At 72.1% G+C, this 13,204-nt stretch carries 11 protein-coding genes; 2 read left to right on the top strand and 9 right to left on the bottom strand.

Annotated elements, in window-relative coordinates:
• Positions 1-22 precede the first annotated feature (22 nt).
• Positions 23-1,249 carry a signal recognition particle-docking protein FtsY gene (gene ftsY / locus DTL70_RS24690; RefSeq protein WP_114024140.1) on the bottom strand — a complete coding sequence of 409 codons (1,227 nt, stop codon included), beginning with the start codon at positions 1,247-1,249 and terminating at the stop codon, positions 23-25.
• A gap of 105 nt (positions 1,250-1,354) precedes the next feature.
• On the opposite strand from ftsY, the gene DTL70_RS24685 reads away from it, so the two are divergent.
• Positions 1,355-2,371 carry an LLM class flavin-dependent oxidoreductase gene (locus DTL70_RS24685; protein ID WP_114024139.1) on the top strand — a complete coding sequence of 339 codons (1,017 nt, stop codon included), beginning with the start codon at positions 1,355-1,357 and terminating at the stop codon, positions 2,369-2,371.
• A 118-nt stretch (positions 2,372-2,489) separates the two neighbouring features.
• Here the strand turns inward: DTL70_RS24685 and DTL70_RS24680 are convergent, their stop codons facing one another.
• The 4 genes from DTL70_RS24680 to DTL70_RS24665 form a co-directional block, all read right to left on the bottom strand.
• A complete protein-coding gene (locus DTL70_RS24680; RefSeq protein WP_114024138.1) occupies positions 2,490-3,923 on the bottom strand; it encodes a sugar porter family MFS transporter in 1,434 nt (477 codons plus the stop codon).
• A 231-nt stretch (positions 3,924-4,154) separates the two neighbouring features.
• Positions 4,155-7,943, bottom strand: coding sequence for an AAA family ATPase (locus DTL70_RS24675; protein ID WP_114024137.1), 3,789 nt, complete (start codon positions 7,941-7,943; stop codon positions 4,155-4,157).
• A gap of 358 nt (positions 7,944-8,301) precedes the next feature.
• Entirely contained in the window at positions 8,302-8,505 is a 204-nt protein-coding gene (locus DTL70_RS24670; protein ID WP_114024136.1) for a hypothetical protein, read from the bottom strand.
• A gap of 311 nt (positions 8,506-8,816) precedes the next feature.
• Positions 8,817-9,137: an acylphosphatase gene (locus DTL70_RS24665; RefSeq protein WP_114024299.1), complete on the bottom strand. Its 321-nt coding sequence runs from the start codon at positions 9,135-9,137 to the stop codon at positions 8,817-8,819.
• A gap of 250 nt (positions 9,138-9,387) precedes the next feature.
• Here DTL70_RS24665 and DTL70_RS24660 point away from each other — a divergent pair, with 250 nt between their 5' ends.
• Entirely contained in the window at positions 9,388-10,263 is an 876-nt protein-coding gene (locus DTL70_RS24660) for a CAP domain-containing protein (RefSeq protein ID WP_114024135.1), read from the top strand.
• Between the two features lie 39 nt (positions 10,264-10,302).
• Here the strand turns inward: DTL70_RS24660 and mutM are convergent, their stop codons facing one another.
• The 4 genes from mutM to DTL70_RS24640 form a co-directional block, all read right to left on the bottom strand.
• The gene (mutM, locus tag DTL70_RS24655; RefSeq protein ID WP_114024134.1) at positions 10,303-11,172 is read right to left on the bottom strand and encodes a bifunctional DNA-formamidopyrimidine glycosylase/DNA-(apurinic or apyrimidinic site) lyase; all 870 of its coding nucleotides are present in this window, start codon (positions 11,170-11,172) and stop codon (positions 10,303-10,305) included.
• A gap of 146 nt (positions 11,173-11,318) precedes the next feature.
• Positions 11,319-12,251: a ribonuclease III gene (gene rnc, locus DTL70_RS24650; protein WP_114024298.1), complete on the bottom strand. Its 933-nt coding sequence runs from the start codon at positions 12,249-12,251 to the stop codon at positions 11,319-11,321.
• A 19-nt stretch (positions 12,252-12,270) separates the two neighbouring features.
• The gene (rpmF, locus tag DTL70_RS24645) at positions 12,271-12,444 is read right to left on the bottom strand and encodes a 50S ribosomal protein L32 (protein ID WP_016470089.1); all 174 of its coding nucleotides are present in this window, start codon (positions 12,442-12,444) and stop codon (positions 12,271-12,273) included.
• Positions 12,445-12,446: 2 nt separating this feature from the next.
• Positions 12,447-12,998 carry a YceD family protein gene (locus DTL70_RS24640; RefSeq protein WP_245979613.1) on the bottom strand — a complete coding sequence of 184 codons (552 nt, stop codon included), beginning with the start codon at positions 12,996-12,998 and terminating at the stop codon, positions 12,447-12,449.
• Positions 12,999-13,204 lie beyond the last annotated feature (206 nt).

Raw genomic sequence — 13,204 nt, 5'->3', positions numbered from 1 at the left:
CGCCCAGGCCCGGGACGTCGGCTCAGGCTTCCTCGACCAGGGCGGCGACGAACGCGTCGGGCTCGAACGGCGCCAGGTCGTCGGCGCCCTCGCCCAGCCCCACGAGCTTGACGGGGACGCCCAGCTCGCGCTGCACGGCGATGACGATGCCGCCCTTCGCGGTGCCGTCCAGCTTGGTCAGAACGATGCCGGTGATGTCCACGACCTCGGCGAAGACCCGGGCCTGCACCAGCCCGTTCTGACCCGTCGTGGCGTCCAGCACCAGCAGCACCTCGTCGACGGGGCCCTGCTTCTCCACGACGCGCTTGACCTTGCCGAGCTCGTCCATGAGCCCGGTCTTGGTGTGCAGCCGACCCGCCGTGTCGATCAGCACCACGTCGGCGCCGGCCTCGGTGCCCTGTTTGACGGCGTCGAAGGCGACCGAGGCCGGGTCTCCGCCCTCGGGGCCGCGGACCGTACGGGCGCCGACCCGGGTGCCCCAGGTCTCCAGCTGGTCGGCGGCTGCCGCGCGGAAGGTGTCGGCGGCGCCCAGCACCACGGACTTGCCGTCCGCGACCAGCACCCGGGCGAGCTTGCCCGTGGTGGTGGTCTTGCCCGTTCCGTTGACGCCGACGACGAGGACGACGCCGGGGCGGTCGACGGCCCCCTGCGTGTCGGTGTGGACGGTGCGGTCGAGGTGGGGGCCGACGAGGGTGAGCAGTTCCTCGTGCAGCAGGGTGCGCAGTTCCTCGGGGGTGCGGGTGCCGAGCACCTTGACGCGCTCGCGCAGCCGTTCGACCAGCTCCTGGGTGGGGCCGACGCCGACGTCGGCGGTCAGCAGGGTGTCCTCGACCTCCTCCCAGGTCTCCTCGTCCAGGTGCTCCCTGGACAGCAGGGTCAGCAGCCCCTTGCCCAGGGAGTTCTGGGAGCGGGACAGCCGGGCGCGCAGCCGCACGAGGCGGCCCGCGGTCGGCTCGGGGGTCTCCACCTCGGGTGCGGCCTCGGCGGCCTCGGGGGTGGCGGGTGCCTCCGCCTCCTCCGCTTCGGGGAGGCCGACCTCCTCGATGGGACGGCGGGTGCCTTCGGGCGGGGCTTCCGCCTCCTCCCCCACCGTCGGCTCGGCGGTACGTGTGGGCGCTTCGGTCGTGCTCTCGGGGGTGCGGGGCTCCTCGGTCTCGGCCGCCTTCTTGCGCCGGCCGGTCACCACGAGCCCACTGATCGCGACGAGAGCGACCACAGCGATGACTACGACAAGGATGACGATTTCCATAGCGGCTCCAGTATCCGCCACCGTCAACGCTTCACGGTCATTCCCTCCTCGCGCGCGCTGGGTTACCTTCCGTCACGCACCGTGCCGTCTGCCGGGGAGTCCCACGTGACCGTGACGACCACCATCCGCTTCAATCTCGTCCAGCCCGACGCGTGTTCGGACGCGGGATCCGGACCGCCGCTGGGCGACCGCTACCAAGCGGCGCTGGAGATGGCCGCCTACGCCGACGCGCACGGTGTGACGTCTCTCATCGTCGAGGAACACCACGGCTCGCCCGACGGCTGGCTCCCCGCTCCGCTCGCGCTGGCGGGCGCGCTGCTGGGGCGGACCCGCACCACCCTGGTGACGGCCTGCGCGATCCTGGCGCCGCTGTATGACCCGCTGCGGCTCGCCGAGGACCTCGCCGTCCTCGACCTGGCGAGCGGCGGGCGCCTGATCACCGTGGCGGGGATCGGCTACCGCAAAGAGGAGTACGAGGCACTCGGGGTGGACTTCGCGCGGCGCGGCGCGCTCCAGGACGAGGCGCTGGAGACACTGCTGGCCGCCTGGACGGGCGAGCCGTTCACCTACCGCGACCGCACCGTGCGGATCACTCCGCGCCCGCACACCCGTCCGCACCCGCCGCTGTTCGTCGGCGGCAGCTCGCGTCCGGCGGCGCGCCGCGCCGCCCGGCTGGGGCTGCCGTTGTTCCTGCCCGCACACCTGCCCGAGCTGGCGCGCTACTACGAGGAGCGCTGCGCCGAGGCCGGGAACGCCCCGCTGTGCCTGCTGCCACCGCCCGAGCTGCCTGCCGTGCATCTGACCGACGACCCCGACCGTGCCTGGGCCGAGCTGGGCGGGCACTTCCTACACGAAGCGCGCCGGTACGCCTCGTGGCAGACCCCGGACGTGCACTCGCTGATGACGGCACGGGCGGCCACGGTGGAGGACCTGCGCGCGGAGGGCGTCTACCGGTTCCTCACGCCGGAACAGTGCCTCGCGCTGGTCGCCGGGCAGCCGGCGGGGGCCCGGCAGCTGCTGCTGCATCCGCTGTGCGGGGGCATGCCGATCGAGGAGGGCAGGCGCTCGCTGCGCCTGCTGGCCGAGGAGGTCATCCCCCGGCTCGCGGAGATCGAGGAGTAGGGCCTGGCGAGCCGGACGGTCACCGCCGGGCGCCCTTCCACCGGAGCCGGACAGTCCGCTGCCCCGGCTCCTGGCGAGGGGCCGGGGCAGCGCCGTACGAGGAGTGGGCGGCGGGGACTCAGCCCATCTCCTCCAACGCCTTGCCCTTCGTCTCGCGCACCCACAAGAGGATGAACGGGATGGAGAGCAGGGCGAAGACCGTGTACACGATGTAGGTGACCGACAGGTTCCACTCCGACAGGCTCGGGAAGCTGGCCGTGATCGCCCAGTTGGCGATCCACTGGGCGGAGGCGGCGATGCCCAGTGCGGCGGCGCGGATCCTGTTGGGGAAGATCTCGCCGAGCAGCACCCAGACGACCACGCCCCACGAGAGCGCGAAGAACAGCGTGAAGGTGTGCGCGCCGACCAGGGCGACGACGCCCTGGGCGTCCGGCAGCGAGACGTCGTCCCCGGAGCCGGTCTTGTACGAGAACGCCCAGGCGACCGCCGCCAGCGAGAGCGTCATGCCCACCGAACCGATCAGCGCCAGCGGTTTGCGGCCGATCCGGTCGACGAAGACCATCGCGATGACGGTGCCGACGATGTTCACGATGGACGTCGTGAAGGAGTAGAAGAACGAGCTGCTGGGGTCGATGCCCACCGACTGCCACAGCGTCGAGGAGTAGTAGAAGACGACGTTGATGCCGACGAGCTGCTGGAAGACCGACAGCCCGATGCCGACCCACACGATGGGCAGCAGCCCGAAGCGGCCGCCGAGCAGGTCGCGGAAGGAGGACCGGTGCTCGCTGCGCATCGCCGTCTCGATCTCGTCGATGCGCTGGTCCAGGTCGGTGCGCTCGCCCTCGACGCCGGCCAGCACACGGCGGGCCTCGCTCTCGCGTCCCGCGGAGATCAAGAAGCGGGGGGACTCGGGGATGCGGAAGGAGAGCAGGAAGTAGCCGAGCGCGGGGATCACCATGATGCCGAGCATCCACTGCCAGGCCTCCAGGCCCGCCAGGGTGCCGCGCTGGTTTCCGTCGGCGACGGTGAGGATGCCCCAGTTGACGAGCTGGGAGAGGGCGATGCCCAGCACGATGGCGCCCTGCTGGAAGGAGGCGAGCCGGCCGCGGTAGGCGGGTGGTGAGACCTCCGCGATGTAGGCGGGGCCGATGACGGACGCCATGCCGATGGCGATGCCGCCCAGCACGCGCCACAGTGCCAGGTCCCACAGCGCGAACGGGAGGGCCGAGCCGACGGCGCTGACGGTGAATAGGACGGCGGCCACCCGCATGACGGGTATGCGGCCGATCCGGTCGGCTATGCGCCCGGCTATGGCGGCGCCGATGGCGCTGCCGATCAGGGCCGCCGCGATGACCTGTGCCAGCAGCGCTGAACCGACGTCGAAACGGTCCCTGACCGCCTCCACGGCTCCGTTGATCACTGAGCTGTCGTAGCCGAAGAGGAAGCCGCCCATGGCGGCCGCCGCGGTGATGAAGACGACACGGCCGAGCGGGGCCGTGTGCTCCCCGGAGCCGGGCCGCGTCTGCGGCGCTGCCTGCGGTGTGCTGGTCACGTTGTTCTCCTGAGGTACCCCGGCCACGGTGCCGGGAGGGGACGCATCCGTCCAAAGGTCGAAGACGGGCGCGTGGCATGCCTCGCCGCCTTCGAGCTCACGGGGCACCTCAAGACTGTAAATCTTCAATTCATGAAGTCAATAGGTCAGCTTCTGCGACTCTACGCACAGCAGAGGGGAAGCAGTGTTCGGCTTGTGAAGCAAGAAGGCTTACCGAAGGAGGGTGTCGTCTCAACTGAGGCGCTGGCTGATGACCTTCGAGACGCCGTCGCCCTGCATGGAGACGCCGTAGAGCGCGTCGGCGACCTCCATCGTGCGCTTCTGATGGGTGATCACGATCAGCTGGGAGCTGTCCTTGAGCTCCTCCATGATCCGGATGAGCCGCTGGAGGTTGGTGTCGTCGAGCGCCGCCTCGACCTCGTCCATGACGTAGAAGGGGCTCGGCCGCGCCTTGAAGATCGACACCAGCAGCGCGACCGCCGTCAGCGACCGCTCACCGCCCGACAGCAGCGACAGCCGCTTGACCTTCTTGCCCGGCGGCCTGGCCTCCACGTCGACGCCGGTGGCCAGCATGTCGTCGGGGTCGGTGAGCACCAGCCGCCCCTCGCCGCCGGGGAACAGCCGCGAGAAGACGCCCTCGAACTCGCGAGCGGTGTCGTGGTACGCCTCCGTGAAGACCTGCTCGACGCGTTCGTCCACCTCCTTGACGACCTGCAGCAGATCGGCGCGCGTCTTCTTCAGATCCTCCAGCTGCGCGCTCAGGAACTGGTGCCGCTCCTCCAGCGCGGCGAACTCCTCCAGCGCCAGCGGATTGATCTTGCCGAGTTTCTGGTATGCCCGCTCGGCCGCCTTGAGCCGCTTCTCCTGCTCCGCACGGACGAACGGCACCGGCTCCCCGCCCCGCGCCGCCTGGCGCCGCGCGGGACCGGCGGCCTTGAGGGCCCCGTCCTCGGCGACGGGCCCGCCGTCCTCGGTAGTCCCGCCGTCCTCGGCAGTCCCGCTGTTCCCGGCGGCCCCACCGTCCTCGGTGGCATCGGTGGTTCCGGCTGCTTCGGCGGCTTCGGTGGCTTCGGCGGGTGAAGTGGGCGGGACCAGCTGATCGGGGCCGTAGTCCCGTACCAGCCCCTCCGGCTCGACGCCCAGTTCCTCCAGGGCCTTCTTCTCCAACTGCTCGATGCGCATGCGCTTCTCGGCGCCGAGAACCTCGCCCTTGTGCACCGAGTCGGTCAGCTTGTCCAGCTCGTCCTTGAGCCCGCGGCCCTGACTGCGCTCCTCGCCCAGCGCCTGCTCGCGCTCGGCCTTGGCCCGCTCGACGGCCTCCCGTTCCTCGCGCGCCCGCTCCAGCGAAGCCTCGACGTGCGCGAGCAGCTGCCGGGCCCCGTCGGCGACGGCCTCGGCCACCTCGGCCTCGTGGCGCAGCCGCTCCCTGCGCTCCCGCGCACGCGCTCTGGCCTCGCGCTCGGCGCGGGCGCCCCGGTCGAGGGAGTCCGCGCGCCCCGCGAGCCCCTTGACCCGCTCCTCGTGCGTGCGGACCTGGAGCCGGGCCTCCATCTCCGTCTGACGCGCGTTGGCGCCGTCGGCCGCGAGCCGGTCCCGCATGGAGGTGTCCGGATCGTCCGAGGCCTCGGCCTCGTGGGCCTCCTCGGCGACAGCGAGCCGTGCGGCCAGCTCCTCGGCCTCCTGCCCGGCCCGCGTCAGGGCCTCCTCGGCCTTGGCGACCGCCGCCTCGGCCCGCTCCGCCTCGCCCTGTGCGGCGCGCGCCTGTCCCGACAGGGTGCCCACCCGCCCGGCGACCCGGGACTTCTCGCGCTCCGCGGAGGACCTGCGGGCCGCGAGGTCGTCGAGGGCCGCGGCCCTGGTGCGGCGGGCTTCCTTGGCCTCGGCCTGCTCCAGCTTGAGGCGCTCGCAGCGGGTCTCCAGCTCGGTGAGGCGGGACGCCGCCTCGTCCACCGCCGCCTGCGCCTCCAGCTGGGAGGGGGCACCCTCCGAGCCGCCGCCGGCGTGGTGCGCGGACAGGATGTCGCCTTCCGCGGTGACCGCCGTGAGGCGGGGGTGCGCCCTGACGACCTCCTCGGCCGTCTCCAGGGTGTCGACGACGACGGTGCGAGCGAGCAGGTGTTCGACGGCGGGGAGGAGTTGTTCCGGCGCGGCCACCAGCGCTGTCGCGGCGGTGGAGCGGGAGGGCACGGCCCCGGTGCCGGACGGCGGCGAAAGCGAGGGAGAGGGAGAGGGAGAGGGAGAGGGAGAAGGCACGGTGCCGTCGCCGGGCGGGGGCGTTGGTCCGTCCGCCCGCTCGCACTCCGCGTTGGCCACGATCAGGGAGGCGCGGCCGCCGTCCTCCTTGCGCAGCAGTCGCAGCGCCTCGGCCGCCGTCCGCACGTCCGTCACCGCGACCGCGTCGGCGGCCGAACCCAACGCCGCCGCTATGGGCAGCTCGTGGCCCGGGGTCACGGTCAGCAGTTCGGCCGCCGGGCCGAGCAGCCCTGTGAGGCGGTCCTTGGCGGCGAGCAGCGCGGCCGTACCGTCCTTGCGGCGCAGGTTGAGGGCCAGGGTGTCGTGGCGCGCGGACACTGCGGCACGTTCACGCTCGGTCTCGTTCAGTGCGTCCCGTGCGGCGTTGAAGGAGGTCTCCGCCTCGGCCAGTTCGCGCTTGGCCTGCTCATGGCGTTCGGCCAGTTCCTCGTCGCCCTGGTCGAGCCCGGCCACCTCGCCGCGCAGTGCCTCGTACTCCTGCTGGGCCGCCTCGGCGCGCCGCAGTGCCTCGTCCCTGGAGGTGGCGAGGCGGTCGATCTCGGCCTGCGCGGAGGCCACACGGCTGCGCGCCGTGCTCGTCTTGCCGCGCAGGCGTTCGAGTCCTTCGCGCCGGTCGGCCAGTGCCCGGGCCTCGTCACGCAGCCGGCGCTCCTCGTCGGCCAGCCGCCGTTCCAGCTCGGCGCGGTGGGCGACGGTCTCGTCCAGCGCCGTCGTCGCCGCCTCCAGCGCGGCCTCCAGCTCCGCCTCCTGCTCGCGGACACGGGCCGCCTCGCGCTCCATCTCCTCCGGGTCGCGCCCCCTGCGCTCCTCGGGCTGAGGGGAGGCCGCGTGCTGGACGCGCTGGTCGGCCAGACCGATGGTGCCGCGCACACGTTCGGCCAGCTGGGAGAGTGCGTACCAGGTCTGCTGGGCGCGCTCCAGGCGAGGCGTCAGGGTGCGGACCTGCTGTTCGAGGTCGGCCTCCCGGCGCAGGGCCTCCTTCAGCTCGGCCTCCGCGGCCTGTTTGCGCTGCTTGAGCTCCGCCTCGTCGGCGACCTCGGTGCGCAGCGCCTCCCGCAGCGAGACGAGATCGTCGGCCAGCAGGCGGAGCCGGGCGTCCCGCAACTCGGCCTGGATGACCTGCGCCTTGCGGGCGGCGGCGGCCTGGCGGCCGAGTGGCTTGAGCTGGCGGCGCAGCTCGTCGGTGAGGTCCTGGACGCGGGCCAGGTTGGCCTGCATGGCGTCCAGTTTCCGCAGCGCCTTCTCCTTGCGCTTGCGGTGCTTGAGGACTCCGGCCGCCTCCTCGATGAAGGCGCGGCGCCCCGTCGGATCGGCGTGCAGGACGCCGTCGAGCTGGCCCTGGCCGACGATGACGTGCATCTCGCGGCCGATGCCGGAGTCGGAGAGCAGCTCCTGGATGTCGAGCAGCCGGCAGGTGTCGCCGTTGATCTGGTACTCGCTGCCGCCGTTGCGGAACATGATCCGCGTGATGGTGACCTCGGCGTACTCGATGGGCAGCGCGCCGTCGGCGTTGTCGATCGTCAGCGAGACCTCGGCCCGGCCCAGCGGCGGGCGCCCCGTGGTCCCGGCGAAGATGACGTCCTCCATCTTGCCGCCGCGCAGCGACTTGGCGCCCTGTTCGCCCATCACCCACGAGAGGGCGTCGACGACATTGGACTTGCCGGAGCCGTTGGGGCCGACGACGCAGGTGATGCCGGGCTCGAAGCGCAGCGTCGTGGCGGAGGCGAAGGACTTGAATCCCCGCAGTGTCAGGCTCTTGAGGTGCACGCGTCCGGACCCTACCGAGGTTGGTACGGGGATGTCGCGCCCACCGCACCGAAGGGGGCGGGAAGGTTCCGGTACCGGGGTCGCGCCGCCGGGTTTCGCCGTGGAGGCGCCAGGGCACACCAGACGTAACGAAGTGCACCGGGACCGCCACTCAGTATCAGGACAGCACGAGGCAGGCCCATCAGGCTCGCGCCGCGCCGGAACCGCAGCGCGGCGGCGAAGACAACCGACGCCGGCGACGCCGTCCAGCCGCGACGGCGCCCGGCAGTGTGCGGGAAGAACAAAGGGACGCCGAAGCGTCCCTTAAAGATTGTCGAGCGCGGCCGTCCTGCTCGGCCCGTCCTGCCCGGGGGCTGGATCAGGTGAGCGCGGGCTCGGCCGTCGTCACGTCGATGTCTTCGAACACCGAGTCATGCCGAGCGGCGGCGGACAGAGCGTCGTTCTCGGCCTGCATCCGTACAAGTTCGGATTCGAGGTCCTGGACACGCTGCTGCAGCCGTCGCATCTCGGCTAGCACTCGGGGGTCGGAGCCGCCGACGTGACCGAGAAGCGCCTTTGCCATGATGGATGGTCCTCCACACTGAGTGACCGACCGTGAGTCTGGTGGGTCGTGAGGGAATCGCACCGTTGAGGGTCTGCTCTGGACTTTTACTGAAGAATCTTCGATCAAACAGCTCAGGTGCGCGGGGATTCCAGGGTCTCACCAAAAGGTTTGACGGTCAACACGATCACACGTGGCACCCCCGGGTGTGCCTCCACTCGACGGCGACCGGCGCCGGAGCAGGCTGCCCTCGGGGGCTGGGAGGAAGATCCACCGCGCTGACTCGTTGCGGCAGCTTTGCACGCCACAGCCCGAATGGCAACCGTTGTGGATCACCGGATCGCGAAGCCGCGGTACCCCCCGCGGGGTGTGTCCCAGATCTCGGTCACACCGTCCACGTGTCCGGGCGTGTCACCGCCCCGCAGCCACTCCAGCAACTGCTCGCAGTCGGCGCGGGTGCCCTCCGCCACGATCTGGACCCGCCCGTCGCCCAGGTTGAGGGCGAAGCCGACGAGCCTCCCGATGCGCAGTGCCGCCGCGCGGGTGAACCAGCGGAAACCGACGCCCTGCACCTCGCCGCGTACCCACGCGGTCAGGCGCGCGGGATCGTGCGGACGCGCCCCGCCCGGCTGCTCGGGCACCTGCTCTGACATCCGGTCACGCTCCGTCGCCCGCGCGGGCTCGTTCCCCGGTGCGTGCAGCCGTCCGTCCGGGCTGTCGTCGGTCGGGTTGATGGCAACCATGGGTGCACGCTATCCGGACAATTCCCGAGCGGACACATCCACCCCCGTGCGGATGCCGTACATTGCCCGGCAACTCTCTTCACACGCCCCGCACACTTCGGGCGAGGGGAGAGGAGACAGTGAGCCGCAGTGACCGCCGAGCAACGTGAGGACAGCACAGATGGGCCGCCATCGACGCGCTACCCCCACCCCGCCCGCACCGGAGGAGAACGCCCCAGCCCGGGGCGCGACCCGGCAGCGGCACGGCAGGCGCCCCCGGCGTACCGCAGCCCCGGTACGGACGGGGCTGCTGGGAGCCTCCGCGGCCCTGGCGATGGGGGCGGTGGCCGTGGCGTCGGGTCTGATACCCGCGCCCGACGGACCCGGGGATCACCGCGTCCGCGCCCAGGAGGAGCCCGAGGAGACCGGGCCTCCCACGACGTCCGGCGCCCCGGCCGAAGTGACCGCCACCGCGGACCCGGGAGGCGACGACCGGCGCACGACCGCTCCCGGAAGCCGGCACTCCCGCAAGAACGAACCCTCGTCCTCGCCCTCCGGGGCTTCCCCCTCCCGCCCCACGGCAGCACCCGGCGACGAGGAGCGCGGCTCCCGCGACGGGCGGGACCACGACCCGGCGCGGAGCGGTTCAGCGGGCGGGAGCACGGCGGCGGCCGACCAGGAGTCCGCCGCCGAGCAGGAGGTGCTCACCCTGGTCAACCAGGAGCGCGCCAAGGCCGGCTGCCGGCCCGTGAAAGCCGACGGAGACCTGGCCGCGCTCGCCGGCGGCTACAGCGCCGACATGGCACGGCGCGGCTTCTTCTCGCACACCTCACCCGACGGCAAGAGCCCCTGGGACCGCGCGGAGGCCGCGGGCGTCACCGACCTGGGCGGCGAGAACATCGCACGCGGTCAGGCGAACGCGCGCTCGGTGATGGACTCCTGGATGAACAGCCCGGGCCACCGCGCGAACATCCTCAACTGCGACTACCGCACGCTGGGTGTCGGCGCGCACTTCGCCGAGGGCGGCCCCTGGTGGACCCAGGACTTCGGCTTCTGACCCGGTGCCGGGCGGCTACGCGCGGGCAGACCTGGGCGGCTACGTGCGGGCTGGCCGCGGGCGCGGTGCCCGCTGGCAGCGCGGGCAGAAATAGCTGGAGCGGTTCATCCAGGCGCTGCGGCGCATCGGGGTGCCGCAGCGGCGGCAGGGTTCGTCCTGGCGTCCGTAGGCGTCCAGGGAGCGCTCGAAGTAGCCGGACTGCCCGTTGACGTTCACGTAGAGGCTGTCGAAGCTGGTGCCGCCCGCGGCCAGCGCGGCCGTCATGACGTCATGGACGTGCGCCACCAGTTCGGTGGTCTGCGTCCGCGTCAGGGTGGCGGTGGGCCGGTCGTAGTGCAGCCGTGCGCGCCACAGCGCCTCGTCGGCGTAGATGTTGCCGACGCCGCTGATCAGGGACTGGTCGAGCAGGGCTCGCTTGATCGTCGTACGGCGGCGGCGCAGGGCGGCGTGGAAGGCGTCTTGGTCGAACTCCGGATCGAGCGGGTCGCGGGCGATGTGGGCTATCACGTCCGGGAGCCCGTCAGCGGACGCCGGGTGCAGCGAGAGCCCGCCGAAGGTGCGCTGGTCGACGAAGCGCAGCTCGCCCCCGTCCGCGTCCTCGAACGTGAGCCTGACCCGCAGATGCCGCTCGTCGGGGGCGGCGGCGGGCTGGACGAGGAGCTGGCCGCTCATCCCGAGGTGCGCGAGGACGGCGTGCGCCCCGTCGTCGACGGGCAGCCACAGGTACTTCCCGCGCCGCATGGCCGCGCCGATGCGGTGGCCGGCGAGCCGGCCGGCGAAGTCCAGCGGTCCCGCGACGTGGCGTCGGATGGCACGCGGGTGGAGGATCTCGGCGGCCGTGACCGTACGGCCGCTGACCCAGCGCTCCAGGCCGCGGCGGACGACCTCGACTTCCGGCAGTTCGGGCACGGCTCCTCCAGGCGTACGGGCGGTGGGGCCCCGCTGTGGCGGGGGCGGCGACACCGCACGGCCGCCCCCGGTCGGGAGCGGCCGTGTGAAACGGTTCGCGGCACGGTCCACGGCCCGGGCGAGGGCGCCCGGCGCGCGCGGCGGCCTCAGCGGGGCGCGGTGGTGTCCTCGCTCGGTTCGCCGCGCCGGCCCTCCGGCGCGGGGCTGCCATCGGCCTGCGCCGCCTGCCCCCCGAGGGACGGGCCCGCGGACTTCGCCGAGTCCGCGGTGCTCTTCACCGGCTTGGCCGCGCCCGCGCCGGCGACGGCTGCGCTCTCGCCGGTCTCGCTGCGGGCCGAGATGGCGCGCCAGGCCGCCTCCGCCGCCTGCTGCTCGGCTTCCTTCTTGCTGCGTCCTGTGCCGGTGCCGTACGCGACACCACCGACGCGGGCAGCAGCCGTGAAGGTCTTCTCGTGGTCGGGGCCCGTCTCGGAGACCAGGTACTCGGGGACGCCGAGGCCCTCGGCGGCCGTCAGCTCCTGGAGGCTGGTCTTCCAGTCCAGGCCGGCGCCCAGGTTCGAGGAGCGCTCGATCAGCGGATCGAAGAGGCGGTGCACCAGTTCGGAGGCCGCCTCCAGCTCCTGGTCGAGGTAGACGGCACCGATGACCGCCTCCAGGGTGTCGGCGAGGATCGAGGCCTTGTCGCGGCCGCCGGTCCCCTCCTCGCCCCGGCCGAGACGGATGAAGGCGCCGAGGTCGAGACCCCGGGCGACGCCCGCCAGGGCGCGCGAGTTGACCACCGCGGCACGCAGCTTCGCGAGCTGGCCCTCCGGCAGGTCGGGGTGCATGCGGTAGAGCGTGTCGGTGACGACCAGTCCGAGGACCGAGTCACCGAGGAACTCCAGACGCTCGTTGGTGGGCAGCCCGCCGTTCTCGTACGCGAAAGAGCGGTGCGTCAGCGCACGCACCAGAAGGGCGGACTCCAGCTTGTAGCCGAGCCGCCCTTCCAGAACCGCGTGGGACGAGGCCGCGTCCACCAGCTCCGCGGAATCCCCTCCCCTGCCGGGAGCGGCGTTCTTCGGAGTACCGGCGTTGGACATGAAGCCTGTCACCCGCCGATCAGACCTCGAGGACCTGACGCTTGTTGTAGGTGCCGCAGCTCGGGCACGCGATGTGCTGCTGCTTGGGCTCGCGGCAGCGCTCGCACTTCACCAGGGTCGGGACCGCAGCCTTCCACTGCGACCGGCGGTGGCGCGTGTTGCTGCGCGACATCTTCCGCTTCGGAACAGCCACGGCTACTTCTCCTGTGAGTCATCCCCGTCGGTGCGGGGCTCGTTGTCCTGCTCGCCGTCCTTCATGGTCTCGGCGAGATCCTGCAGTGCCGCCCACCGGATGTCGACGGCATCGTCGTGCCGGTGGTCGGGCTCGTCCGCCAGCTTGGCCCCGCAGTCGGGGCACAGGCCGGGGCAGTCCGCGCGGCACACCGGCTGCAACGGCAGTGCGAGCACCACCGCGTCACGCAGCACGGGTTCGAGGTCGAACAGGTCGCCCTCGAGGAGATACGTCTCCTCGTCGTCCTCGCCGGGTTCCGCCACAGGGCGGCCCCGTTCGTCGGCGTCGGGATAGGAGAACATCTCCTGGAAGTCCGCTTCGACGCGTTGGTCGAGCGGCTCCAGACACCTTACGCACTCCCCCGTCAACGGCGCACGGGCGGTACCCGTGACGAGGACCCCCTCCATGACCGACTCCAGCCTCAGATCGAGCTCGATCGTGGCGCCGTCGGGCACCTTGACGAACTCGACCCCCAGGTCACGGGGAGACTCCACCTCGCGGGTCAGCCGCTTCATCGCACCAGGACGTCGCCCCAGCTCGCGTGTGTCGAACACGAGGGGGGAGCGGGCGTCGAGGGGGGTGTTCAGGGCGTCCTGCTTTCTACGGTGGGGCTGCGGCCGCGCGAGTACTCACGGCCGAAGAGACAGGATACGTGACGGCTCCCCCATGACCCAATCGGCGCCCTCACTCCGCCGGCGCCCCCGGTCACGGGCCGGTGCCG

Origin of the sequence: Streptomyces diacarni (genome assembly GCF_003323715.1) — a bacterium.
GTDB lineage: Bacteria > Actinomycetota > Actinomycetes > Streptomycetales > Streptomycetaceae > Streptomyces > Streptomyces diacarni.
The sequence above is the reverse complement of the archived record's forward strand: the minus strand, read 5'-3'. Positions and strand labels throughout refer to the sequence as shown.